The 23529-nt window shown below is 71.6% G+C and carries 22 protein-coding genes and 1 riboswitch; of the genes, 16 read left to right on the forward strand and 6 right to left on the reverse strand.

Annotation, left to right across the window (positions count from 1 at the left end; all coding sequences use genetic code 11):
• Positions 1 to 126: 126 nt before the first annotated feature.
• Both coaBC and metK read left to right on the forward strand, forming a co-directional pair.
• Complete coding sequence (gene coaBC, locus ACQPZP_RS15815; RefSeq protein WP_433478365.1) at positions 127 to 1344, forward strand: bifunctional phosphopantothenoylcysteine decarboxylase/phosphopantothenate--cysteine ligase CoaBC; 1218 nt, start codon at positions 127 to 129, stop codon at positions 1342 to 1344.
• 147 nt (positions 1345 to 1491) lie between these two features.
• Entirely contained in the window at positions 1492 to 2685 is a 1194-nt protein-coding gene (gene metK / locus ACQPZP_RS15820) for a methionine adenosyltransferase (RefSeq protein ID WP_433468517.1), read from the forward strand.
• Between the two features lie 63 nt (positions 2686 to 2748).
• Here the strand turns inward: metK and ACQPZP_RS15825 are convergent, their stop codons facing one another.
• Positions 2749 to 4344, reverse strand: coding sequence for an MFS transporter (locus ACQPZP_RS15825; protein WP_433478366.1), 1596 nt, complete (start codon positions 4342 to 4344; stop codon positions 2749 to 2751).
• A gap of 255 nt (positions 4345 to 4599) precedes the next feature.
• Between ACQPZP_RS15825 and ACQPZP_RS15830 the strand changes: the two genes are divergently transcribed.
• The 8 genes from ACQPZP_RS15830 to ACQPZP_RS15865 all read left to right on the forward strand — a co-directional run bounded on the left by ACQPZP_RS15830 (position 4600) and on the right by ACQPZP_RS15865 (position 13797).
• Positions 4600 to 6669 (forward strand): primosomal protein N', encoded by a 2070-nt coding sequence (locus ACQPZP_RS15830; RefSeq protein WP_433478367.1) that lies wholly within the window; start codon positions 4600 to 4602, stop codon positions 6667 to 6669.
• Between the two features lie 16 nt (positions 6670 to 6685).
• On the forward strand, positions 6686 to 8494 hold the full coding sequence (locus ACQPZP_RS15835; protein ID WP_433478368.1) for a hypothetical protein: 1809 nt from the start codon (positions 6686 to 6688) through the stop codon (positions 8492 to 8494).
• Positions 8495 to 8582: 88 nt separating this feature from the next.
• Positions 8583 to 9128 carry a peptide deformylase gene (def, locus tag ACQPZP_RS15840; RefSeq protein ID WP_433478369.1) on the forward strand — a complete coding sequence of 182 codons (546 nt, stop codon included), beginning with the start codon at positions 8583 to 8585 and terminating at the stop codon, positions 9126 to 9128.
• A gap of 59 nt (positions 9129 to 9187) precedes the next feature.
• On the forward strand, positions 9188 to 10114 hold the full coding sequence (gene fmt, locus ACQPZP_RS15845) for a methionyl-tRNA formyltransferase (RefSeq protein WP_433479616.1): 927 nt from the start codon (positions 9188 to 9190) through the stop codon (positions 10112 to 10114).
• Positions 10114 to 11520, forward strand: a complete 1407-nt coding sequence (locus tag ACQPZP_RS15850) for an RsmB/NOP family class I SAM-dependent RNA methyltransferase (RefSeq protein WP_433478370.1) — start codon at positions 10114 to 10116, stop codon at positions 11518 to 11520. Before fmt ends, ACQPZP_RS15850 begins: the two co-directional genes overlap by 1 nt.
• A gap of 13 nt (positions 11521 to 11533) precedes the next feature.
• Complete coding sequence (locus tag ACQPZP_RS15855; RefSeq protein WP_433478371.1) at positions 11534 to 12472, forward strand: phosphatase PAP2 family protein; 939 nt, start codon at positions 11534 to 11536, stop codon at positions 12470 to 12472.
• 12 nt (positions 12473 to 12484) lie between these two features.
• Complete coding sequence (rpe, locus tag ACQPZP_RS15860; RefSeq protein ID WP_433478372.1) at positions 12485 to 13162, forward strand: ribulose-phosphate 3-epimerase; 678 nt, start codon at positions 12485 to 12487, stop codon at positions 13160 to 13162.
• Positions 13159 to 13797: an HAD-IA family hydrolase gene (locus tag ACQPZP_RS15865; RefSeq protein WP_433478373.1), complete on the forward strand. Its 639-nt coding sequence runs from the start codon at positions 13159 to 13161 to the stop codon at positions 13795 to 13797. Before rpe ends, ACQPZP_RS15865 begins: the two co-directional genes overlap by 4 nt.
• A gap of 4 nt (positions 13798 to 13801) precedes the next feature.
• Here ACQPZP_RS15865 and ACQPZP_RS15870 read toward each other — a convergent pair whose 3' ends face one another.
• Together ACQPZP_RS15870 and ACQPZP_RS15875 are read right to left on the reverse strand one after the other, a co-directional pair.
• Positions 13802 to 15295 (reverse strand): P-loop ATPase, Sll1717 family, encoded by a 1494-nt coding sequence (locus ACQPZP_RS15870; RefSeq protein WP_433478374.1) that lies wholly within the window; start codon positions 15293 to 15295, stop codon positions 13802 to 13804.
• Positions 15296 to 15440: 145 nt separating this feature from the next.
• Positions 15441 to 15878, reverse strand: a complete 438-nt coding sequence (locus ACQPZP_RS15875) for a DoxX family protein (RefSeq protein WP_433478375.1) — start codon at positions 15876 to 15878, stop codon at positions 15441 to 15443.
• Positions 15879 to 16022: 144 nt separating this feature from the next.
• Positions 16023 to 16153, forward strand: a riboswitch (FMN riboswitch).
• Positions 16154 to 16224: 71 nt separating this feature from the next.
• On the opposite strand from ACQPZP_RS15875, the gene ACQPZP_RS15880 reads away from it, so the two are divergent.
• From ACQPZP_RS15880 to ACQPZP_RS15905, 6 genes are all read left to right on the forward strand, one after another.
• Entirely contained in the window at positions 16225 to 16818 is a 594-nt protein-coding gene (locus ACQPZP_RS15880; RefSeq protein ID WP_433479617.1) for a riboflavin synthase, read from the forward strand.
• A complete protein-coding gene (locus ACQPZP_RS15885; protein ID WP_433478376.1) occupies positions 16815 to 17456 on the forward strand; it encodes a nicotinamide mononucleotide transporter family protein in 642 nt (213 codons plus the stop codon). The genes ACQPZP_RS15880 and ACQPZP_RS15885 overlap by 4 nt, the downstream gene beginning before the upstream one ends.
• A complete protein-coding gene (locus ACQPZP_RS15890; protein WP_433478377.1) occupies positions 17453 to 18724 on the forward strand; it encodes a bifunctional 3,4-dihydroxy-2-butanone-4-phosphate synthase/GTP cyclohydrolase II in 1272 nt (423 codons plus the stop codon). Before ACQPZP_RS15885 ends, ACQPZP_RS15890 begins: the two co-directional genes overlap by 4 nt.
• Positions 18721 to 19233: a 6,7-dimethyl-8-ribityllumazine synthase gene (gene ribH / locus ACQPZP_RS15895; protein WP_433478378.1), complete on the forward strand. Its 513-nt coding sequence runs from the start codon at positions 18721 to 18723 to the stop codon at positions 19231 to 19233. Before ACQPZP_RS15890 ends, ribH begins: the two co-directional genes overlap by 4 nt.
• A gap of 67 nt (positions 19234 to 19300) precedes the next feature.
• On the forward strand, positions 19301 to 20176 hold the full coding sequence (gene hisG / locus ACQPZP_RS15900; RefSeq protein WP_433478379.1) for an ATP phosphoribosyltransferase: 876 nt from the start codon (positions 19301 to 19303) through the stop codon (positions 20174 to 20176).
• Positions 20169 to 20615: a PH domain-containing protein gene (locus ACQPZP_RS15905; protein WP_433478380.1), complete on the forward strand. Its 447-nt coding sequence runs from the start codon at positions 20169 to 20171 to the stop codon at positions 20613 to 20615. The genes hisG and ACQPZP_RS15905 overlap by 8 nt, the downstream gene beginning before the upstream one ends.
• Before the next feature lie 19 nt (positions 20616 to 20634).
• Here ACQPZP_RS15905 and ACQPZP_RS15910 read toward each other — a convergent pair whose 3' ends face one another.
• From ACQPZP_RS15910 to ACQPZP_RS15920, 3 genes are read right to left on the reverse strand one after another with little or no spacing between them, the layout of a single operon-like run.
• Entirely contained in the window at positions 20635 to 21462 is an 828-nt protein-coding gene (locus ACQPZP_RS15910) for an ATP-binding cassette domain-containing protein (protein WP_433478381.1), read from the reverse strand.
• On the reverse strand, positions 21459 to 22457 hold the full coding sequence (locus tag ACQPZP_RS15915; RefSeq protein WP_433478382.1) for an ABC transporter permease: 999 nt from the start codon (positions 22455 to 22457) through the stop codon (positions 21459 to 21461). Before ACQPZP_RS15915 ends, ACQPZP_RS15910 begins: the two co-directional genes overlap by 4 nt.
• A gap of 8 nt (positions 22458 to 22465) precedes the next feature.
• On the reverse strand, positions 22466 to 23488 hold the full coding sequence (locus ACQPZP_RS15920; protein WP_433478383.1) for a sugar ABC transporter substrate-binding protein: 1023 nt from the start codon (positions 23486 to 23488) through the stop codon (positions 22466 to 22468).
• Positions 23489 to 23529 lie beyond the last annotated feature (41 nt).

Here is a 23529-nt window from a genome sequence, read left to right on the forward strand (position 1 = left end):
CCACCCCGAGGCGGCCGACGCTGCTCGTCGGCCTGCGGCCGCCTTCGCCCATGCCCGCAGTGTTCTCTGGGGACACCCCAGACCCCCGGGGCGCGCCCGTCCGGCGCGTGATGGGATCGTGGCCTCATGACATCGCCCAAGCCGCGCGTCGTACTCGGCGTGAGCGCCGGGATCGCCGCGTACAAGGCGTGCGAGCTGCTGCGGCGGCTCACCGAGTCGGGTCACGACGTCACCGTCGTCCCGACCGCGGACGCGCTGCGCTTCGTCGGCGAGCCGACCTGGGCCGCCCTGTCGGGCAGACCGGTCTCGGCGCAGGTGTGGGACGGCGTCGCCGACGTGCCGCACGTCCGGCTCGGGCAGAACGCCGACCTCGTGTTCGTCGCGCCCGCCACGGCCGACCTGCTCGCCAAGGCGGCGCACGGCCTCGCCGACGACCTGCTCACCAACACCCTGCTCACCGCGCGGTGCCCGGTCGTGTTCGCGCCCGCGATGCACACCGAGATGTGGCAGCACCCGGCGACGCAGGCGAACGTCGCGACGCTGCGGGACCGCGGCGCGATCGTCGTCGAGCCCGCGTCCGGGCGCCTCACCGGCAAGGACACCGGGCCCGGGCGGCTGCCCGATCCGGCCGAGCTGTTCGAGGTGGCCCGGCACGTCCTCGCCCGCGGCGGCGCCCGCGACCTCGCAGGACGGCACGTGGTCGTCTCCGCCGGCGGCACCCGGGAGGCCATCGACCCCGTCCGGTTCATCGGGAACCGCTCGTCCGGCCTGCAGGGCTACGCCCTCGCCCGGACGGCCGTGACCCGCGGCGCCCGTGTGACGCTCGTCTCCGCGAACGTCGCGCTGCCCGACCCGGCCGGGGCGGAGATCGTCGCCGTCGGGTCGGCCGAGGAGATGCACAAGGCCGTCGTGTCGGCGGCCGCCTCCGCCGACGCGGTCGTCATGGCCGCGGCCGTCGCCGACTTCCGGCCGGCCGGCTACCGCGACTCGAAGATCAAGAAGACCGAGGGGGCGGAGCCGGAGCCGATCCGGCTCGTCAAGAACCCCGACATCCTGGCCGAACTGGGCGGGAACCGCCCGGCCGGGCAGGTGATCGTCGGTTTCGCGGCCGAGACCGACGACGTGCTCGCCAACGGCCGGGCCAAGCTCGCCCGCAAGGGCAGCGACCTCCTCGTCGTCAACCAGGTGGGCGAGGACCTCGTCTTCGGCCGCCCCGACAACGCCGCGGTGATCCTCGGCGCGGACGGCTCGCACACCGAGGTGCCGCGCGGCGCCAAGGAGGCGCTCGCCGAGATCGTGTGGGATCTGGTCGCGGCGCGCCTGCGACCCCCTTCCCCGGACTGACCATGGCGTCGTCCGGAAATGATCCCGCTAGACTTCTGGCCCTAACATCCGTGGGGAACCCAGGCGAGGGGCGGCGTCCCTTGCCGAACTCGACCAAGAATCCGTCCTGCGACGTCAGTCAGCAGCCGCTGCAAGGAGTTCACGTACGTGTCTCGCCGCCTGTTCACCTCCGAGTCCGTGACCGAAGGACACCCGGACAAGATCGCGGACCAGATCAGCGACGCGATCCTCGACTCGATGCTCAAGGACGACCCGAAGAGCCGGGTCGCCGTCGAGACGATGATCACGACGGGTCAGGTGCATGTGGCCGGTGAGGTCACCACCGAGACCTATGTGGACATCCCGGGCGTGATCCGGGAGAAGATCCTGGAGATCGGCTACGACTCGTCCAAGAAGGGCTTCGACGGCCACTCCTGCGGCGTGTCGGTGTCCATCGGCGCGCAGTCGCCCGACATCGCGCAGGGCGTCGACGACGCCTACGAGACCCGCGAGGGCGAGGGCGTCGACGACCTGGACCGGCAGGGCGCCGGCGACCAGGGCCTGATGTTCGGCTACGCCACCAACGAGACGCCCGAGCTGATGCCGCTGCCGATCACGCTGGCGCACCGGCTCGCGCAGCGGCTGTCGGCCGTCCGCAAGAGCGGCGACGTCCCCTACCTGCGGCCGGACGGCAAGACCCAGGTCACCATCGAGTACGACGGCGTCCGCGGCGTCCGCCTCGACACCGTCGTCGTGTCCAGCCAGCACGCTCCCGACATCGACCTCAAGGAGCTGCTGGCCCCGGACGTGAAGGAGCACGTGGTCGACCCCGTGCTCGCCCAGTTCGACCTCGACATCGACGGCTACCGGCTGCTGGTCAACCCCACCGGCCGCTTCGAGATCGGCGGCCCGATGGGCGACGCCGGCCTCACCGGCCGCAAGATCATCGTCGACACCTACGGCGGCATGGCCCGGCACGGCGGCGGCGCGTTCTCCGGCAAGGACCCGTCCAAGGTCGACCGGTCCGCCGCCTACGCGATGCGCTGGGTCGCCAAGAACATCGTCGCCGCGCAGCTCGCCGACCGCGCCGAGGTCCAGGTGGCCTACGCGATCGGCAAGGCGCACCCGGTCGGCGTGTTCGTGGAGACGTTCGGCACCGAGAAGGTCGCCCCCGAGAAGATCGAGAAGGCGATCGACGACGTCTTCGACCTGCGTCCGGCCGCGATCGTCCGCGACCTGGACCTGCTTCGCCCGATCTACCAGAAGACCGCCGCGTACGGGCACTTCGGCCGCGAGGAGCCCGACTTCTCGTGGGAGTCGACGGACCGCGCCAAGGACCTGGCCTCCGCCGCCGGTCTGTGACCCGTCCTCGCTGAGAAGGGCCCCGGGGAACGTTCCCCGGGGCCCTTCTCGTCGTGCGGCGCGTCAGGAACCGCAGTGGTTGCCGCGGTGCAGCCCGTAGCGGGCGGCGATGGTGTAGCGGCCGGGGGTGCGGGCCTCCAGCCGGACGAAGTCGCCCGCCCGCGCCAGGCAGGCGTCTCCCTCTGGGGGGGCGACCCCCCAGACCCCCCGAGAAGAGCTTTTGACGCCCGTCGCGCTGAGCCACGGCGACCACGAGACCCGTACGAGCACCGACCCCTTGGACGGCACGTCGACGACGAGCTCGCCGGCGTTGAGCTTGTGGACGAAGGCGGGCGGGGCGACCAGCGGCGTGGGCTGCGCCACGCGGTACAGGCGCCAGTGCTCGTCCCGCCAGATCTCCGTGAGGTAGGGCTGGCCGCCCTTCACGATGGCGGCCTCGTCCTGCGCCGACCAGTCGACCTCCTGCGCGGGCAGGACGACGTACTGGACGGCCCACTCGTGCAGCCAGTCCCGGTAGGAGCCCGGCGTCAGCGCGCCCTTCTCGTAGAACAGCTCGTGGCGTTCCGCGTCGACCTGGCGGTTCCAGCCGCGCGCCAGGACGAACTTCCGGCTGAGACCGGCCGCCTCCCAGTGCGAGCGCAGCGGCACGACCTCGATGCGCGAGTCGCGCGCGCCCAGGGCGTCGAGCTCGGAGACGAGGCCGCGGGCGTGATCGGCGGCGGCCCCGGCGGGCTCGGTGTGGATCAGGTCGTCGACCGGCTTCACCACCTGCCAGGACGCCGTGACGATGAACGCCAGCGAGAGCACGGCGATCCGGAGGCGGCCGTGGGCGCGCGCGACGGCCGACAGCAGGAACATCCCGCCGAACAGCAGGGCGAGGCGTTCGACGTTGCTGCCGACGGGGGAGGGGATCAGCCACGTCAGCACGATCCCGGCAAGGTAGACGCCGGCGCCGACGCGGACGAACGTCCAGGATTTCGGCGCGCACACCAGGATCGCGGCGACGCTCGTGACGGCGGGCAGCACGATCGCGGTGAGCGAGATCGGCTGGACGCCGCTGAACGGGAACAGCAGGCTCGTCGTCCCCACGACGAGCGGCATGCCGACGGCGACGCAGACGCCGGCGCGGCGGCGGCCGGTCAGGAACAGCGCGGCGGCGAGTACCAGGAGGAACAGGCCCGCGACCGGGCTCGCGAGCGAGGCCAGCACGCTGAGGCCGGCCATTCCCGCCGCGCGCAGGGCGGGGGTGCCGCGCGGCGTGAACGCGACGATCGTCGCCAGGAGCGCGAACATCAGCCCCAGGCCGAACGTGACGCGGCCCGAGGCGGAGTTGCACGACAGCGCGAACGCGGCCCAGAGGGACGCGGGCAACGCGACGGGGGCCCTGAACCGCTTGAGCAGGTACGCGGTCAGCGTGGCCGAGAACGTGCCGGTCACCACCGCGACCGTGCGGATGCCGAACAGCGCCATCAGGTACGGGGACATGAGGCTGTAGGAGGCGGGGTGCATCCCGCCGTACCAGGCGAAGCTGTACGCCGCGTCCGGGTGCTTCCAGGCGAAGTCGGTCCACGCGGCCTGGGCCGCGAGGTCGCCTCCCTCGGTCGCGAGCAGGAGCGCCCACGCCAGATGGAGGACGCCCGCGGCGAGCGTGGCGGCCACCACCGGGTGGCGTGCCCACTTCCTCCAATTGGAGGCGGACGAAGGGCTCGTGGAACGGCGAGACGCCCCGTACCGGGTCTGGGCGTCCGTCCGCTCTTGGGTATGCGCAGTGGTCACATCGCCTGCATGGGCTCGTCGGACGGCGGGGGCGCGGAAGGGCATCGCGCGAGGGACGAGCGGATGCGCACCCCCGTTCAATCGGACCAACCCTAGCGTGCGAGGTCGGCTGTCGGATTGATCTGGTAGGACGGGGACGTGACGAAGGACGGCGGGGGAACGGACCTGATTCCGGGGCTGGACGACCTCCCGCGGGCGTCCGCGGACAAGCCGAAGAAGACCGGAAAGCCCGCCAAGTCCGGGAAAAAGGGGGCGCGTCGTCCAGCCGGGGAGCGGCCGGTCGCGCGGATCGCGGTCGACATGTCGCTTCCGCACCTGGATCGTCCGTTCGACTACCTGGTGCCCGCGGAGATGGACGCCAAGGCCGTCCCCGGCTGCCGGGTCCGGGTGCGCTTCGCGGGCCAGCTCGTCGACGGCTTCCTGCTGGAGCGGGTCGCCGAGAGCGGCCACGACGGCAAGCTGCTGTTCCTGGAGCGGGTCACCTCGTCCGAGCCCGTCCTCACTCCGGAGATCGCCGCGCTGGTGCGGGAGGTGGCCGACCGGTACGCGGGCACGTTCGCGGACGTGCTGCGGCTGGCCGTCCCGCCCCGGCACGCGCGCGTGGAGGCCGAGCCTGCGGCGGACACCGCACCCGCCGAGATCGAGGCGGCCGATGCGGGCGCGTGGCGTGACTATCCGGCGGGCGAGTCGTTCCTGAGCGCGCTGGCCGGAGGGCGGGCGCCGCGGGCGGTCTGGACGTCCCTGCCAGGCCCCGGCTGGGCGGCGGCCATGGCGCGGGCCGTCGCCGTCACGTTGAAGAACGGGCGCGGGGCACTCGTCGTGGTGGCCGATGGACGTGACGTGGCCCGGGTCGACGCGGCGCTCAAGGCGGAACTGGGGGAGGGGTCGCATGTCGCCCTGACGGCGGAGCTGGGCCCTGCCGAGCGCTACCGCAGATGGCTGGCCGTGCTGCGCGGGACGGCGCGGGCGGTCGTCGGCACCCGGGCGGCCATGTTCGCGCCCGTCACCGACCTCGGGTTGGTCGTGCTCTGGGACGACGGGGACGACGTCCATGCCGAGCCCCACGCGCCGTACCCGCATCCCCGTGACGTGCTCGCCCTGCGTGCGCACAGGGCGGGAGCCGGGGCGCTGATCGGCGGCTTCACCCGGACCACCGACGCCACGCAGCTGGTCGAGGCCGGCTGGGCCCACACGCTCGCCGCCGACAGGGACCACGTCCGGGCGGCGATGCCGCGTGTCCGGTACGTGGGAGAGGACGCGCAACTCGCCCGCGACGCCGCCGCCCGCACGGCACGCCTGCCGAACGTGGCGTTCGAGGCGGCCAGGCAGGCGCTGGAGGACGGCCCGGTGCTCGTGCAGGTCCCCAGGCGCGGATACGTGCCGGGCATCGCGTGCGGGCGATGCCGTACACCGGCGCGCTGCCGGGCGTGCCAGGGGCCGCTTGCGCTGGCCTCGTCGCACGCCGCCCCGTACTGCCGCTGGTGCGGGCACATCGCGGGTGACTGGCATTGCCCCGAATGCGGCTTCTTCCAGGTGCGTGCGGTCGTCGTGGGGGCCAAGCGCACGGCGGAGGAACTGGGCAGGGCCTTCCCCGGTGTGCCGGTGCGCACCTCAGGGCGCGACGCCGTTCTCGAACGGACCGGCCCGGAACGGGCGCTCGTCGTGTCCACACCGGGGGCGGAGCCGCCCGCGGAAGAGGGGTACACGGCCGCGCTGCTCCTCGACGGGTGGGTGCTGCTCGGACGGCCGGACCTGCGCGCTGGGGAGGAGACGCTGCGGCGCTGGATGAACGCGGCGTCGCTCGTCCGCCCGCAGGGGCCGGTGATCGTGGCGGCCGAAGGGACGCTGCCGGCCGTCCAGGCGCTCGTCCGCTGGGATCCGGTCACCTACGCGGAGCGGGAGCTGGCCGAGCGCAAGGAGGTGGGTTTCCCGCCCGCGGTGCGGATGGCGTCGCTGACCGCGTCTCCCGCCGCGATACGGGAGCTTCTGGCCGACGCCCGGCTGCCCGACGGAGCGGAGATCCTCGGGCCCGTGCCCGTCCCGCAGACCGGCACCGAAGCTCAGGAGAAGGAACGCGCGCTGATACGAGTGCCCAGGGCGGCGGGACACGCCCTGGCGCGCGCGCTGAAGGAGGCCCAGGGGGTGCGAAGTGCGCGCAAGGCCACCGAGACCGTACGAGTCCAGATCGACCCCCTGGAGCTGATCTGACCAATAGGGTTCTCGGGTGGCCGACAACTGGGTGGAGACCACCGCGGGCGACCTGCGGCGGTGGGCGGACGAACGCGGCGAGACACTGGACGAGCAGGGTGTCCGGATCCTGCTCGACCTCGCGCATGAGGAGATGGACCTCACGGGCCCGGAGGCGCTGACGCCGCAAGGTGTCCGCGAGCTGCTGCTGGAGGTCTTCCCCGAGTCCGTGGTCGCCGGGCGCGACGACGTCCCCACCATCCTGGAGGCCTTCCGCCGGATCGTCGCCTACGTGCGTGACACGGGCGCCGTCGGCGAGGCGGACGCCGGGGCCCTGGAGGCGGAGATCGACCGGACGGCGCCCGAGTTCGCCGAGGTCGTCGCCGCACTCGACGGCGAGGAGCGGCAGGCGGCCGCCGAGGTCATCGCCGGGCTGATGCAGGCCGACGGCGTCTCCCTGGACGACCAGGACGCCGTCGACGCCTGGGTGCGCGACTTCGAGGCGCGGCCCGAGGAGGAGCGCTACGCGCGCACCGAGGAGTACCTGCGCCAGGCCGCGGAGCTGGTCGTCCCGCCCGTCCGGCTGGCTCCCGTCCCCGAACTGGCGGAGGCGGCTCGCGGCTCCCGGCTGACCGTCGCGGTGCTGGCCCTGGCCGGCTGGACGGGCGAGCGGCCACTCGCCGAGCACGACACGCTGACCGATGACGACGCCGAGGCCGCCCGTGCCGCGCTCGGCCTGGAGGCTCCGCGGCGCCATGGGCAGATGGAGGACGAGGGTGAGCTGGAACGGCTGTGGTGGGCCGCCGTAGAGGCGAACGTCATCACGGCCGAGCACGGCAAAGCGTCCTCAGGTCCTGCTCTGCCAGGACTCAAGTCCGATGACGACGCCGCGCTGCTCGCCGCCTGGCTTCCGTTGTTCGAGGCGATGGTCGTGCCCGGGCACGACTATGCGGACGGCTTGGACGCGGTGGAACTCGTCCAGAACGAGATGACCGGCGTCCTCATCCACCTCTACGAGCAGGAGGACCCGACCGAGCCGGAGGCTTTGGCGGAGGCGCTGCTGGGTCATGTTGAGGAGGCGTACGAGCTCACCGACGCCGACACCATGTCCGCCCTTGTACCGGACGCGTTGTCCCTGGAGCTGGCGACCCTGGAAGGCTGGGGCATCGTCGAGTCGTCCGGCACGGGACGTGCGCTGACACCGCTCGGCGTGTGGGCGGTCAGGGAACTGCTCCTCGCGGACGGCTTCACCGCCCCGGTCATCGGCGAGCTGGCCGGCGCGCGCGCTTCGGCGCTGATCGCGGGGCTCACCTGGTACCGGCCCGGCGCCGCCGACGAGGAGATCGACGGCTGGCTGGCCTCCCACGACCCCAAGGACGCGGCCGCCGACCTGCTGGACGTCATGCGGACCGGAGGCCCGGGCGCCCGCAATCTCTCCGCCGCCGTCCTGCACCGCATCGGCCCGGAGGCGGCCGGTGTGGTCCGGGCCGCCCGGGAGCATCCGCTCGTGTCGCCCTATGCCGCGATGTGGCTGAACGCCGCCGGCGACCCGTCCGGGCGGGAGCTGGGCCGCGAGGAGTACCTCTGGGTGTTCGTGGACACGGTCGCCGGGATGCTGGAGACGGCCGAGCCCGAGGAGGCGGTCGAGGCCGCCCTCGTCGACGCGCCGCCGGAGGCGGAGATGAAGGCCATGGTCGAGGAGTTGTGGCGCACCGACCACCCGGGTGTGGCCGACGTCCTGGAGGCTCTGGGCGCCCACCATCCCGACCGGGCGACCGCGAAGGCGGCCCGTACCGCCGCTTACAAGGCACGCTCGGCGCACGAAGGAGCGCACCGGGAAGTGTGAACACGGCGTGATTGTTCAGGGAACCGCCTCCGTAGACTGGACGGAGCGTCCCACTTCTCAGCGAATCCCGCAGGAAACGGAGTCCTCGTTGGCCGTCAAGCCCATCCGCCTCTTCGGCGACCCCGTGCTGCGCACGCCGGCAGAGCCGGTGAAGGACTTCGACAAGGAGCTGCGCCAGCTCGTCAAGGACCTCACCGACACGATGATCGACGCCCCTGGCGCGGGTCTCGCCGCGCCGCAGCTCGGCGTGGGCCTGCGCGTGTTCACCTACTACGTGGACGACCGCCTCGGCCACGTGGTGAACCCGACCCTCGACCTGTCGGACGAGCAGGAGACCGACGACGAGGGCTGCCTGTCCCTGCCCGGCCTGGCGTTCCCCACGCCGCGCTCCGTCGGGGTGGTGGCGAAGGGCTTCAACATGCACGGTGAGCCGATCACGCTGGAGGGCACCGACCTGCTGGCCCGGTGCGTCCAGCACGAGACCGACCACCTCGACGGGATCATCTTCATCGACCGGATGGACCCGGAGCAGCGCAAGGCCGCGATGAAGGCGATCCGGGAGGCCGAGTGGTTCGGCGACCCGGCCCCCGTCGTCAAGGAGTCGCCGCACCGCACCCTCGGGAAGGCGATCTAGATGCGGCTCGTCGGTCCGGCGGCACGACCTGGGAACGCGGGCGGCGGGGGGCGATGCAGGTGCGTCTAGTCTTCGCCGGTACTCCGGAGACCGCGCTCCCGGCCCTGACGGCGCTCCTGGGGTCCTCGCACGAGGTCGCGGCGGTCGTGACCCGCCCCGACGGGCGCTCGGGCCGTGGACGGCAGCTGAGCCCCAGCCCGGTCGGCGCGCTCGCCGCCGAGGCGGGCGTCGAGGTGCTGAAGCCCGCCAAGGCCCGCGACCCCGAGTTCCTGGACCGGCTCCGGGAGATCGCCCCCGACTGCTGCCCCGTCGTCGCCTACGGGGCGCTGCTGCCCCGCGAGGCCCTGGACATCCCCGCGCACGGCTGGGTGAACCTGCACTTCTCGCTGCTGCCCGCCTGGCGCGGCGCCGCACCCGTGCAGCGCGCGATCCTGCACGGCGACGACGTGACCGGCGCGGCCACGTTCCAGATCGAGGAGGGCCTGGACACCGGCCCCGTCTACGGTGTTCTCACCGAGCCCATCCGGCCGGACGACACTTCAGGCGACCTGCTGGGCCGGCTGGCCGTCGCCGGAGCTAGCCTCCTGCTGGACACCATGAACGGCATCGAGGCGGGTGTCCTGGACCCCCGCCCGCAGCCGACCGAGGGCGTGTCCCACGCGGCGAAGCTGACGCCCGAGGACGGCCACGTCGACTGGGGGAGTCCCGCTCTGCACATCGACCGCCTCGTCCGTGCTTGCACACCGGCACCCGGCGCGTGGACGAACTTCCGCGAGACGCGGGTCAAGCTGGGCCCCGTGCGCCCGGTGCCCGACGCGGACAAGCTGTCGCCCGGCGAGATCAGCACGGGGAAGAACGAGGTGCTGGTGGGAACCGCCACGCACCCCGTCGCGCTGGGCGAGGTGCAGCCGCAGGGCAAGCGCCGCATGGCCGCCGCCGACTGGATCCGCGGCGTCAACCTCATCGGTAAGGACGCGCTGCACTGATGCCGCCTGCCCGTAACCGCCGACGTACCCAGAACCGCAGGCCGGGCGGTCCCCGAAACACGGGCCGGCCCCAGGACCTCGTGCGCCGCACCGCGTTCGACGTTATCCGGGCGGTGGAGACGCGCGACGCCTACGCGAACCTTCTCCTGCCCGCGCGTCTGCGCGACCGGGGCCTGACCGGACGCGACGCCGCCCTCGCCACCGAGCTCACCTACGGGACCCTGCGCGGCAGGGGGACCTACGACGCGGTGCTCGCGCTGTGCAGCGACCGCGAACTGCGCCGCATCGACGCGCCTCTCCTGGACGTGCTGCGCCTCGGCGCTCATCAGATCCTCTCCACCCGCATCCCGCCGCACGCCGCCGTGGGGACGACCGTGGAGCTGGCCCGTTCGGTCTCCGGCCCCGGCCAGGCCAAGTTCGCCAACGCGGTGCTCCGCAAGGTCGCGACGCGCGACATGGACGCCTGGCTGGAGATCGTGGCACCCGCCGACGCCGACACCACGACGCGTCTGTCGGTGGCCCACAGCCATCCGAAGTGGATCGTGTCCGCCCTGCGGGACGCCGTCGGGCCGGACGAGATCGGCGAACTCCTCGCGGCCGACAACGCGCGTCCACGTGTGACCTTGGTCGCCCGCCCTGGCCGGGCCACGCTCCAAGAGCTCTACGACGCGGGCGCGGAGCCTGCCCCTTACTCGCCCTACGCCGCGGTTCTGGCCGAGGGCGACCCGGCGGGTATCGCCGCCATCGCGGATGGGCGCGCCGCCGTCCAGGACGAGGCCAGCCAGATGGTCACCCTGGCTCTGACCAAGGTTCCTCTGGACGGCCCGGACGCACGGTGGGCGGACCTCTGCGCCGGCCCCGGCGGCAAGGCCGGCCTGCTGTCGGCCCTTGCCACCGAGCGGGACGCACGGCTTCTCGCAGCCGACGTCCAGCCGCACCGTGCCGGGCTCGTCAGGCGCGCGGTCGACGACCGGGCGGGCGTGGTCGCCGCCGACGGCACCGCCCCGGCCTGGCGCCCGGCCTCCTTCGACCGGGTCATGGTGGACGCGCCCTGCACCGGTCTCGGCGCGCTCCGCCGCCGTCCCGAGGCGCGCTGGCGCCGAGGCCCCGAGTCGGTCGCCGAGCTCGGTCCGTTGCAAAGGGACCTGCTCACCACGGCGCTGGAATCCGTCCGGCCCGGAGGCGTGGTCGCCTACGTCACCTGCTCACCCCACCTGGCCGAGACCCGTGTGGTGGTGGACGACGTCCTCCGCAAGCGTGAGGACGTCGAACGGCTCGACGCGCCGGCGGTCCTGACCGAGCTCGCGCCGGGCCTCACCGGTATGGGGGACGGCCCGTACGCGCAGTTCTGGCCGCACCGCCACGGCACGGACGCGATGTTCCTGGCCCTTCTGCGCCGCACGTAGCCCTGGGGGATCCGTGCTGACCGGCTTCATGCTCTTCGTGTCGTACCTGGGCAGCGCGGCCTTCTACGTCCCCCTGCTTCTGGCGCTGTTCTGGTGCGTGGCGCCGCGCTTCGCCGCGCGGGCCGCGGTCGTCCTGCTGTTCGGCGCCGTCGTGAACTCGCTCCTCAAGCTGGTCTTCCACGCGCCTCGCCCGTACTGGACGGACCCCGGCATCAAGGGCAGGCAGTCGCTCACGTCCTTCGGGATGCCGTCCGGCCACGCCCAGAACGGCGTCGCGGGCTGGGGCTTCTCCGCCGCCCAGACGAGGCGCTGGGCAGTGTGGGCGGGCGCCGCCGCCATCATCGTCCTGATCGGGGTCTCCCGCGTTTACCTGGGCGTCCACTCGATCGGTCAGGTCCTGGCCGGTTGGGGGGTCGGCCTGGTCCTCCTGGTGGCCGTCCTCGGGCTGGAGCCCATCGTCGTCCCGTGGTGGACGCGCCGGCATCTGGCCGTGCAGATGGTTCTCTCCCTGGCGGTCTCCCTGGTCCTGCTGGCGGCGGCCTGGGGAGCGGTACAGCCACTTCAAGACTGGGAATGGCCACGAGCCTGGGCGGAGGCGATCAGAGCGGCCGGAGGCGTCACCGGCCCCATCACGCTGACCGACTCCGCCCAAGCCTCCGGCGCCCTGGGCGGCGCCCTCATGGGCTTCTCCGTGCTCGCGGCCCGCGGCTGGTTCGAGCCTGGCGGAAAGCCCTGGCAACGCCTGGCGCGCCTCCCGGTCGGCCTCGCCGGCGCGGCGGTCATCGCCGTCTTCGCCGGGACCGACGTGGTCCAGGCGTTCGTCGTCCAGGCGTTGCTCGCCCTGTGGATCACGGCCGGCGCACCCGAGGTCTTCGTCCGGCTCCGCCTGTCCGCCCGTCCCACCCCCGGGCTCACCCGGCCGGGGGGAGATCGGGCCGAACTGCGCCAATAGACTCTGGGCATCATGGCTCCACAGATCGCACCCAGCATCCTGTCCGCCGACTTCGCCCGCCTGGCCGAGGACGTCGCGCGCATCGCCGACTCCGCCGACTGGGTGCACGTCGACGTGATGGACAACCACTTCGTCCCGAACCTCACCCTGGGGCTGCCCGTCGTCCAGGCACTGCTCAGGCACAGCGCGCTGCCGCTCGACTGCCACCTGATGATCGAGGATCCAGACCGCTGGGCCCCGGAGTACGCCGAGGCCGGAGCGAAGAGCGTCACCATCCACGCCGAGGCCGCGAAGGCCCCCATCCGCACCCTGCGCGCCATCCGCTCCGCCGGCGCGCGCGCGGGACTGGGCGTCAACCCGGCCACCCCGGTGGACGGCTTCGAAGACCTCCTCGGCGAGATCGACATGCTCCTCCTCATGACCGTCGAGCCCGGCTTCGGCGGCCAGAGGTTCCTGGACGTCGTCCTGCCGAAGGTCCGCCGCGCCCGCGAGCTCATCAAGGGCCGCGACCTGCCCATCTGGCTCCAGGTCGACGGCGGCGTCAGCGCCGAGACGATCGAGCGCTGCGCGGACGCGGGAGCGGACGTGTTCGTCGCCGGCAGCGCCGTCTACGGGGCCGACGACCCGGCCGAGGCCGTCCGCAGGCTCCGCGGTCAGGCGGAAGAGGCGACGGCGAAGGCGGACTGGTGATCCTCCCCTGCGCGGCCGTCCTGTTCGACGTGGACGGCACCCTCGTCGACTCGACGCCCCTCATCGAGCGCGCGGCGCGCGAGTGGGCCGCCGAATACGGCATCGACCCGGACGAGTTCCTGGCGGACGCCCACGGCCGCCCGACCGGTGACCGTGTGGCCGAGTTCCTGCCTGCGGATCAGGTCCGCGACGCCACCGCTCGCCTGGACGCCCTGGAGAACATCGGCACCGACGGCATCACCGCCCTTCCCGGCGCCATGGACCTTCTGGCGAGCATGAACGGCCTGCCTCACGCCTTCGTCACGTCCATGGACAGGGCGCAGTTGAAGACGCGTACGGACGTGGCCGGCGTGTCCCTGCCGTCCGTCGTCGTGACCGCCGATGACGTCCCCAACGGCAAACCGGACCCGACCGGCTACCTCCAGGCGGCCCGGCGACTCGGCGTGGACCCCGCCTCCTGCGTGATCATTGAGGACGCGCCCGCCGGCATAGCCGCGGGCCGTGCGGCCGGCGCCACCGTGGTGGCCGTGCTCACCAGCCACCCGCCGGAGTCCGTGGGAGCGGCCCACCACGCCGTGCGGGACCTGACCCGCGTGACGATCACCACCGGCGGGCTGCGCCTCGCCACCGGCTGAGCCGTCAGCCCCCGTTCGCGTCGATGCCGAGGGAGGCGTGGAACATCTCGTGGACGCGGAAGCGCCGTGCGGCCGCGAGGTTGAGGTGCTGGACCTGGTGGCTGCCGAGGAACCGGCCGTTCGCGGCGGCCTGGGCGGTGAGGAGCCCGGCCCGCCACAGGATCTCGATGAGCTCGTTCGGGTCGCACCACGGCAGCCATGACTCGGCCCCGCGGGTCGGGATGTCGCCGCACGCCAGTTCGAGGCAGAGCAGCTCCAGCTCCTCGCGGCCGAAGGTGTGCGGCCGGCTGCGGAACACCTCGAAGACGCCCAGGAGGCCCGGGTACTGCGAGCGGTACTCGGCGGCGATGTCCTTGGTCCGCTCGGAGGAGTAGCCGTACTCGGACCGCTCGATCGCCGAGTACGGCACCGGCAGCTTCGAGGCCCGTCCTCTGGCCTGCTCCAGCGCCTCCGAGCAGAACTGGATGAGCTCCCTCGGCCGGTACAGCGTCCGGTCGACCATGTACCCGAACGACCCGTCCCGCCCCGTGCCCGGAGGCGGCGAGGCGAAGACCGCCGACCAGCAGGCCCGGTCCCCGGCACGTTCCAAAGCGTCGACGTCGAAGCCCTTCTCGTGGGCCGAGTGACGGATCCGCTTGGCGATCAGTTCGAGGAGCGACTCCTCCGACCAGTAGATCTTCTCCAGCAGGTCCCGGTGCTTCTGCGCGTCCTCGTAGAGGGCGGGGATGTCGTCGTAGAGTTCCTGCCGCAGCGAGATGTAGACCCGCAGGTTCCGGTGCAGTCCGTTGATGGAGACGCACGCCTGGAAGAGCCCGGACACGAACGCCTTGGCGTCCTCGGAGGAGTCCCAGCCGCGGTCCAGTTCGTCCACCAGCACGACCACGCGCTGAGTGTCCAGTACCTTCCGCAGCGCCGGCAGCAGGTTCTGGATCTCCTCCAGCTTGTAGAGCCGGTCCAGCTCCCGGGTCCGCAGCCCGGCCTCGATCGGCCCGATCTTGATGGCCTCCAGCCGCTTCAGATAGGACACGAGCAGCGACAGCGTGCCGAGCTGCTGGGCGCCGTGGTTGTCCCGGATGTAGTTGTGGATCTCCCGGCCGCCGCCCTTGGTCAGCCGCATCCCCTTGCGCGCCAGCGCCTTCATCACGAGGACGTAGATCAGGTATTTCCAGGCGGCGGCGTAGGCGCCCTGCTTGGCCCACGAGCCGGCGTGCTCCGCCTCCATCGTCGAACTGAGCAGCTCGTAGGAGTAGTCGTCGGGCGACAGCTCGATGACGTGGCTGCCTGCGGCGCGCTCCCGCTTCGCCAGCACCTGGAAGATCGCGCTCTTCCCGGACCCGCGGTTGCCCATCAGGATCGTCTTCGCCCCGGACCGGACCCGCTGGTAGGCCGGGGACTCCACGAAGTACTTCTCAAGCCCCCGGGAAATGTCGCGTTCCGCGGACGGTGTACCGAAGTCGAGAACCTCGAAGATCTTGGGCGACAAGGACAACTTGGCCATGGGCCTTCCCGGATCCGCGACGGGGGTTTCCGCAAACAAGTTTCACCCCGCCCCCGGCTCCCGGCAAGACCCGCCCGCGGTGCGAGGCCGCGCCGCCGGGCCGGGAGGGTGGCGGTCACCACGGGCCGCGGCGGCGCGGGGGTCGTCAGGTGAAGAGCGGGCCGACCAGGGTGAGGCCGGGGTGCCCGTCCGATGCGTAGAGGACGAAGAGGGCGAGCGCGCCGCCGGCCAGAGCGATGTCCTTGTTGAACTGGATCTGCTCCTGCTGCCGCATCTCCGGTGACTCCTGCGTCCAGAAGTCGTGGAAGACGAAGGCGGTGATGAGCAGGAACGGGACGAGGGCGATGGCCGCGAGGTCAGGCCAGATCCCGAGGATGAGCAGGGCCGACGCCACCAGGATGTAGACGCCCGAGACCTGGACGGCGAGCTTGGCCATGGGGAGTTTCTTCGCGGCCGCGTAGCCGGCCATGGCCTCGGTGGCGGTGAGGTGGCCGATACCGGCACCGACGAAGATCGCCGTGAAGACGATGCGGGCGATGAGGGCGACGACGTCCATGACTGCCTCCAGGGGGAATGTCGTCATGCGTCACTTGTGTCCCGTGATCTACCCCGGCTCCAAGATCGTTGAACGTTTAAGTATCTACCTTTCGGTCCGGCGGCCCCGATCGTGGCGATGGTCACAAGGGCGCGGAATGGAATGCATGGCACACTGGTTGGCAAAGCATGAACGCGTGCTCCGGGGTCGGTGAAATTCCGAACCGGCGGTGACAGTCCGCGACCCGGCCGAAGCCATCGGCCGGTTGACCCGGTGGAACTCCGGGACCGACGGTGAAAGTCCGGATGGGAGGCAGCGCGCGGTACGCCCTTGCCAAAGGGCGTGCGCCGACGTCGGTACGTCCCCCGGAGCCTTGAACAGGGAGGCCCGGGAGATGTTCACCGGCATCGTCGAGGAGCTCGGCGAGATCGTCGCGATCGCCCCCCAGGGGGACTCGGTCGCGCTCACGGTCCGCGGACCGCTCGTCACAGAGGACGCCGTCCACGGCGCGTCGATCGCGGTCAACGGCGTCTGTCTCACCGTGGTGGACGTCAAGGACGGGGTCTTCACCGCCGACGCCATCAAGGAGACCCTCGACAAGTCCAGCCTCGGCGCGCTGGAACCCGGCTCCAAGGTCAACCTGGAACGGCCCGTGCGGCTGTCCGACCGGCTCGGCGGGCATCTGGTCCAGGGGCACGTGGACGGCGTCGGTGAGATCGTCTCCCGCGAGCCGGGGGAGCGGTGGGACGTGGTCACGGTGTCCCTGCCCCCGGAACTGAGCCGCTACCTGGTCGACAAGGGCTCCATCACCGTGGACGGCATCAGCCTCACGGTCGTGGAGGCCGGCGCCGACCGGTTCAGCGTGGCCCTCATACCGACGACGCTCGCGCTCACCACGCTCGGCCACAAGAAGCCCGGCGACCCGGTGAACCTCGAAGTCGACGTCGTCGCCAAGTACGTCGAGCGCATGCTGGGTGACCGGTCGTGAACTGGCTGAACGCGAGTTTCGAGGTGTTCGGCGAGCACATTCTGTGGACCGACCTCGCCGGCAACGTGCTCTCGCTCGCCGTCGTCTGGCTCGCCATGCGCAAGACCCTCTGGACGTGGCCCGTCCAGCTCGCCGGAGCTCTGCTCCTGCTCGCCGCGTCGCTGCACGCGCACGCCCCGGGGAACGCCCTCAAGCAGGTGCTGTTCTGCGGTCTCGCGCTCTACGGATGGGTCATGTGGACGCGTGGACGGCGCAAGAGCCACGGGCTACTCGTCCGGCAGGCGACGCTGAAGGAACGCGCCGTGCTGATCGGCGCCCTCCTCGCCGGGACGGCGGTGGTCGCAGAACTGTTCGTCCACCTCGACTGGCTCAAGGTCGCCTGGTCGCCGTGGGCGAACGCGTACATCTTCGTCGGCAGCGCGGTCGCGACGTTCGCGCAGAGCCGCGCGCTGGTCGACTTCTGGATCGTCTGGGTGCTCGTCGACCTGGTGGGAGTGCCGCTGGCGCTCAAGTCCGGGCTGTACGTCTCCGGCGCGGTCTACGGGATCTTCTTCGTGATGGTGATGGCCGGGTTCAGGAACTGGCTCCGGGAGTCCAGGGGCGTGCGCGCCCCGAAGCAGAAGGCGGTGACCGCATGAGCGGCAACGACACAGTGTTCGAGGGCACGGCGTTCGACGGCACGGGGACCGACGACACGGGGATCTTCGACTCCATCGAGTCGGCGGTCGAGGACATCGCGGCCGGACGCGCCGTCGTGGTCGTCGACGACGAGGACCGCGAGAACGAGGGCGACATCATCTTCGCGGCGTCGAAGGCGACGCCCGAGCTGCTGACGTTCACGATCCGCTACACGAGCGGCGTCATCTGCGTCCCGATGGAGGGCGCCGACCTCGACCGGCTGCAGATCCCGCTGATGACGGCGCAGAACACCGAGCGGATGCGCACCGCGTACACGGTCAGCGTGGACGCCCGCCTCGGCGTCGACACCGGCATCTCCGCCGCCGACCGGGCCAAGACGATCCGCACGCTGTGCGACTCGGCGTCCGAGCCGCGCGACCTGGTCCGGCCCGGCCACGTCTTCCCGCTCCGCTACCGGGACGGCGGCGTCCTGCGGAGGCGCGGCCACACCGAGGCCGCCGTCGACCTCGCGCGGCTCGCCGGGCTCGCCCCGGCCGGCGTCCTCGCCGAAGTGGTGAACGAGGACGGCACCATGGCGCGCCTGCCCGAACTCCAGATCTTCGCCAAGGAGCACGGGCTCAAGCTCATCTCCATCGAACAACTCGCCGAGTACCGCAGGCGCACCGAGGCGATGGTCACCCGTGTCGTCGAGACCCGCCTGCCCAACCGGTTCGGGACGTGGCGCGCGGTCGGCTTCTCCAGCGCCATCGACGGCGGCGAGCACATCGCGCTGGTGCTCGGGGACATCGGCGACGGTGAGGACGTCCTGGTCCGGGCGCACTCGGAATGCCTCACCGGTGACGTCCTGCACTCCGAGCGCTGCGACTGCGGGACCCAGCTGGACGCCGCCATGGAGAGCATCGCCGAAGAGGGCCGCGGCATCGTCCTGTACCTGCGCGGACACGAGGGCCGCGGTATCGGCCTGCTCGCCAAGCTCCAGGCGTACGCGCTCCAGGACAACGGGTCCGACACCGTCGACGCCAACCTGGAACTCGGGCTGCCCGCCGACGCGCGCGAGTACTCCAACGCCGCGCACATGCTGCGTGAGCTGGGCGTACGCTCGGTGCGGGTGCTCACCAACAACCCGGACAAGCTGAAGGGCCTGGACGGGTTCGGCGTGGAGGTGCGGGGACGCGAGTCCATGCCCGTCATCGTCACCGAGCACAACCGGCGCTATCTGACGGTCAAGCGCGACCGTCTCGGACACCAGATCGAGGGGATCTCATGAGCGGCGCGGGGCGCCCGGAGGACATCACCGTCGACGCGGCCGGGCTAACGCTCGGCGTCGTCTGCACCCGCTGGCACGAGCAGGTCACCGACCGGCTGCTGGAGCGCGCGCTCGCCGCGGCGAAGGCGTGCGGCATCGACGAGCCCGTCGTGGTCCGCGTCGCCGGCGCGCTCGAACTGCCCGTGGTCGCCCAGCAGATGGCCCGCGACCTCGACGCGGTCGTCTGCCTCGGCGCGGTCATCCGGGGCGCGACCGCCCATTTCGACTACGTGTGCGACTCCATGACCGCCGGTGTGACCCGTGTCGCGCTCGACGAGTCGACTCCGGTGGGCAACGGCGTCCTCACGTGTGACACCATTGAGCAGGCGCTGGAACGCAGCGGGCTGCCGGGCAGCTCCGAGGACAAGGGATGGGAGGCGACTGTGGCCGCACTCGACACGGCACTGACCCTGCGAGGTCTGCGGCATCACGGTCACGCCGGGCACGGCATGGAGCATCTGGGCTCCTAGGCAAGGAGCATCTGGGCTCCTGAACCCACCCGGGTATCCGTACGTCACCCATCCGAAAGGCAATTTCGTGCTGTCACTCGTCCTGCCCAAGGGCTCGCTGGAGAAGGCGACCATGCAGCTGTTCGACGCCGCGGACCTCACCGTCCAGCGCGCGTCGGACCGCGACTACCGCGCCTCCATCGACGACCCCCGCATCGACCGGGTCCGCGTCCTGCGGCCGCAGGAGATCCCGACCTACCTCGAACAGGGGCTCTTCGACCTCGGCATCACCGGCCGCGACTGGATCACCGAGACCGACTCCGACGTCGTCAGCCTCGGCGAGCTGAAGTACTCCAAGGCGACCTCCAACCCGGTCCGGGTGATCATGGCGGTGCCGGACGGCGCGCCCTGGCGGACGGTGTCCGACCTGCCGGAGGGCGTCCGGATCTCCACCGAGTTCCCGGCGATGACCAAGCGGTTCCTCGACAAGCACGGCGTGAAGGCCACGGTCGTCCCGTCCTACGGCGCGACCGAGGCGAAGGTGCCCGACATCGTGGACGCGATCGTCGACCTCACCGAGACCGGCTCGTCGCTGCGCAAGAACGGCCTGCGCATCCTCGACACGCTCCTGACCAGCTACACAGAGCTGGTCGCGAACCGCGAGGCCTACGAGGACGCGGAGAAGCGGGCCGCGATGGAGGACATCGCCCTTCTTCTGCAGGGCGTGATCCGCGCGCGCGGCAAGGTGCTGCTGAAGCTCAACGTCGCGCAGGCCGACCTGCAGAACGTCCTGGACATCATGCCCGCCATGGCGTCGCCCACGGTCACCTCGCTGGCCGGCGGCGAGTCGAACGCCGTGGAGTCGGTGGTCGCCAAGCGCGGCGTCAACACGCTGATCCCGGCGCTGAAGGCGGCCGGCGCGCACGACATCCTCGAAATCCCCATCGCGAAGATCGTTGACTGAGACTCCGGCGCTGCCGGCCGTGTGGCGTCCCCGCACCACCCGGCTCGTCGCCTACCTCACGGCGGGCGTGATCGTGCTCGGCATGGTCGTGCTCGCCGTGGTGGTGGCGCCGCAGTTCAAGCTGCTCGACCGGATCCTGATGATCGCGTTCGGCGCGTTCATCGCGTGGATCCTGCACATGCTGGCCCGCTGCCGCGTCGCCGCCGACGAGGCCGGCCTCACGGTCGTCAACGCGTTCCGCACCCGCCGCCTCGAATGGCCCGAGGTCGTCGACGTCTCGATGAGCGTCGGCGAGCCCTGGCCCACCCTCGACCTGGCCGACGGCACCTCCATCGGCGCGATGGGAATCAACGGCGCCGAGAAGACCCTCGCCGCCCGCCAGGTCGCCGAGCTCCAGACCCTCCTGCGCGCCCGGGGCGAGACCCCCGAACCCGTCTGACGCCTCCGGCGCGCCCGGGTCACCCGTCGTCGGCGCGGATGCCGGCGGCGGAGGCGGCGGCCTCGTCGACGACCACGGCGCCCTCCTTCTCCCCGAGGCGGAGCGCGCCGGTCATGACGGCGACGACCTCGGACATCGAGTGGTCGGACGGTTTGATCAGCGCCTCCCGGCGGCCGAGCCGCTGGATGTGGATCCGGTCGGCGATCTCGAAGACGTGCGGCATGTTGTGGCTGATCAGCACGACCGGGAGGCCGCGGTCGCGGATGCGGGCGATCAGCTCCAGCACCTGGCCCGACTCCTTGACGCCAAGGGCGGCGGTGGGCTCGTCCAGGACGATGACGTGCCGGGCCCACGCGGCGGCGCGGGCGACGGCGACGCCCTGCCGCTGGCCGCCCGACAGCGACTCCAGCGGCTGGGTGATCGACTGGATGCCGATCTTCAGCTCGGCCAGGTGCCGGGCGGCCTCGGCGCGCATCCGGGGCTTGTCGAGCAGCCGGAACGCCGCGCCGAGGGGGCCGCGGCGGCGGATCTCCCGGCCGAGGAACAGGTTCGTGGCGATGTCCAGGGCGGGTGCCACGGCGAGGTCCTGGTAGACGGTCTCGATGCCGTGCCGGCGGGCGTCCAGGGGGCCGTGGAACCGGATGGGGACGCCGTCCAGCGAGATCTCGCCCGCGTCCGGCTGGACGGCCCCGGTGAGCGCCTTGATCAGGGACGACTTGCCCGCGCCGTTGTCGCCGATGACGGCGAGGACCTCGCCGGGCAGCAGGTCGAAGTCGCAGCCGTCCAGCGCAGTCACCTGCCCGTAGCGCTTGACCAGGCCGCGGGCGGACAGGACGGTCTCGCTCATCGGGTCCTCCTGCGGGAGAGCTGGTCGACGGTCACGGCGAGGATGACCAGGACGCCGGTGATGAGGATCTGGTAGATCGACCGTACGCCCATGAGCTGGAGCCCGTTGCGGATCACTCCCACGATGAGGGCGCCGATGAGCGTGCCGATCACCGAGCCGCGGCCGCCGAACAGGCTCGTGCCGCCGAGCACGACCGCGGTGATGCTGTCGAGGTTGTCGGTCTGGCCGGCCTTCGGGTCGCCGACGGCGGTGCGGGCGACCAGCAGGAGCGCCGCGACGCCGTAGACGGTGCCGGCCAGGGCGTACACGCCGAGCAGGAGCCGCTTGGTGGGGATGCCGGTGAGCCGGGCCGACTCGGGCGCGTTGCCCGTCGCGTGGACGTGCCGTCCCCACGCCGTCTGGCCGAGCAGGTAGGCGAACAGCAGGAACAGCGCGATGGCGAGGACGGAGCCGTAGGTCACGTCGGTGTGGCCGAGCGGGAACGTCTCGCCGAGGAAGGTGAGGGACGAGGGCAGGCCCGTGACCGTCTCCTCGTTGGAGTAGATGTGGGTCAGCGCGAAAGCCACGTTCAGCATGCCGAGCGTGACGATGAACGGCGGCAGCGAGATCCGGGTGACGAGCATGCCGTTCGCCAGCCCGAACGCCGTGCAGACGAGGATGCCGAGCAGGATCGCGACGAGCGGCGGCACGGTCCCGTCCACCGCGAGCTTGGTCATCACGATCCCGCCGAACGCCATGATCGCGCCGTTGGACAGGTCGATGCCCGCGGTGAGGATGATCAGGGTCTGGCCGATCGCGAGGGTGCCGACGACCATCACCTGCTGGATGATCAGCGAGATGTTCCCGCCGGTGAGGAAGGTGTCGGTGCGGATCGCGAAGAACGCGGAGGCCAGCAGGAGGGCGGCCAGCGGGCCGACGGTGGAGCCGGACAGCAGGCCGCGCCATGCGGGTGGCGCCCCGGTGGCCGGTGCCGCGGTGGTGGTTGTCGTGGTCATGGACGCTGTTACCCCCAGCAGTTGGCGAGGCCGAAGGCGGTGTCCTTGGACTGCACGCCCGTCTCGGCCTTGTCGGTGATCAGAGTGACGCCGGTGTCGGTGTAGCCGCTCGCCTTCTTGCCGTTCTTGGCGAACTGGACGACGGCGTCGACGCCCTGCTGCGCCATCTTCAGCGGGTACTGCTGGGAGGTCGCGGCGATCTGGCCGCTCTTGACGGCGCGGACACCGGTGCAGCCGCCGTCGACGGAGACGATGAGGGTGTCCTTGTCACGGCCCTTGGCCTTGAGCGCGTTGTACGCGCCGAGCGCCGCCGGCTCGTTGATGGTGTAGACGAGATTGATGCCGGGCGCCTTCTGGAGGCAGTTCTCCATCGCGGTCTGCCCCTTGGCCTGGTCGCCCTGGGTGTCCTGCGAGCAGACGACGGACGGGTCGCCCTCCTTGATGCCGTAGCCCTGCAGGAAGCCGTCGTGGCGGAGCTTGCCGACCGTGATGCCCGGCGCCAGGTCCAGCGTGGCGATCTTGGCGGGCCTGCCCTTCATCGCGGCCTTGGCGTAGGCGCCGATCAGCTGCCCCGCCTTGAGGTTGTCGGTGGCGAAGAGCGCGTCCGTGCCGGACTGCGGGTCGGTGGGGGTGTCGAGGGCGATGACGAGGATGTCCTTGGCCTTCGCCCGCTCCAGCGCCGGGACGATCGCCTTGGTGTCGTTCGGGGTGATCAGGATGCCCTTCACCCCGGCCGCGATCATGTTCTCGATCGCCGTCACCTGGCTCTCGTTGTCGCCGTCGAACTTGCCGGCGGCGGTCATCAGGGTGGCGCCGTCGGCGGCGGCCTGCTTCTCGGCGCCCTGCTTCATCTTCACGAAGAACGGGTTGGTCTCGGTCTTGGTGATCAGCCCGATCTTGACCTTGCCGCCGGAGTCGGCGCCGGCGCCGGCGCCGGAGCCGCAGCCGGCGAGGGCGAGCGCGGTCAGTACGGTCAGGGCCAGCGCCGCCGGGCGGGTGCGGCGCCGGACGGTGGGTGTCGTCACGGCCATGGGGGCCTCCTCGGGGGTTCCGGCGTTCGCCGGTTACCGGT

It is taken from the genome of Spirillospora sp. CA-142024 (genome assembly GCF_050942325.1).
Lineage (GTDB): Bacteria > Actinomycetota > Actinomycetes > Streptosporangiales > Streptosporangiaceae > Spirillospora.

Excerpts from the sequence above, each read along its gene's own strand:
- coaBC (WP_433478365.1), top strand. The coding sequence starts at position 127 with ATGACATCGCCCAAGCCGCGCGTCGTACTCGGCGTGAGCGCCGGGATC.
- ACQPZP_RS15850 (WP_433478370.1), top strand. The coding sequence starts at position 10,114 with ATGCCGCCTGCCCGTAACCGCCGACGTACCCAGAACCGCAGGCCGGGC.
- rpe (WP_433478372.1), top strand. The coding sequence starts at position 12,485 with ATGGCTCCACAGATCGCACCCAGCATCCTGTCCGCCGACTTCGCCCGC.
- ACQPZP_RS15870 (WP_433478374.1), bottom strand. The coding sequence starts at position 15,295 with ATGGCCAAGTTGTCCTTGTCGCCCAAGATCTTCGAGGTTCTCGACTTC.
- ACQPZP_RS15875 (WP_433478375.1), bottom strand. The coding sequence starts at position 15,878 with ATGACGACATTCCCCCTGGAGGCAGTCATGGACGTCGTCGCCCTCATC.
- ACQPZP_RS15880 (WP_433479617.1), top strand. The coding sequence starts at position 16,225 with ATGTTCACCGGCATCGTCGAGGAGCTCGGCGAGATCGTCGCGATCGCC.
- ACQPZP_RS15890 (WP_433478377.1), top strand. The coding sequence starts at position 17,453 with ATGAGCGGCAACGACACAGTGTTCGAGGGCACGGCGTTCGACGGCACG.
- ribH (WP_433478378.1), top strand. The coding sequence starts at position 18,721 with ATGAGCGGCGCGGGGCGCCCGGAGGACATCACCGTCGACGCGGCCGGG.
- ACQPZP_RS15910 (WP_433478381.1), bottom strand. The coding sequence starts at position 21,462 with ATGAGCGAGACCGTCCTGTCCGCCCGCGGCCTGGTCAAGCGCTACGGG.
- ACQPZP_RS15915 (WP_433478382.1), bottom strand. The coding sequence starts at position 22,457 with ATGACCACGACAACCACCACCGCGGCACCGGCCACCGGGGCGCCACCC.
- ACQPZP_RS15920 (WP_433478383.1), bottom strand. The coding sequence starts at position 23,488 with ATGGCCGTGACGACACCCACCGTCCGGCGCCGCACCCGCCCGGCGGCG.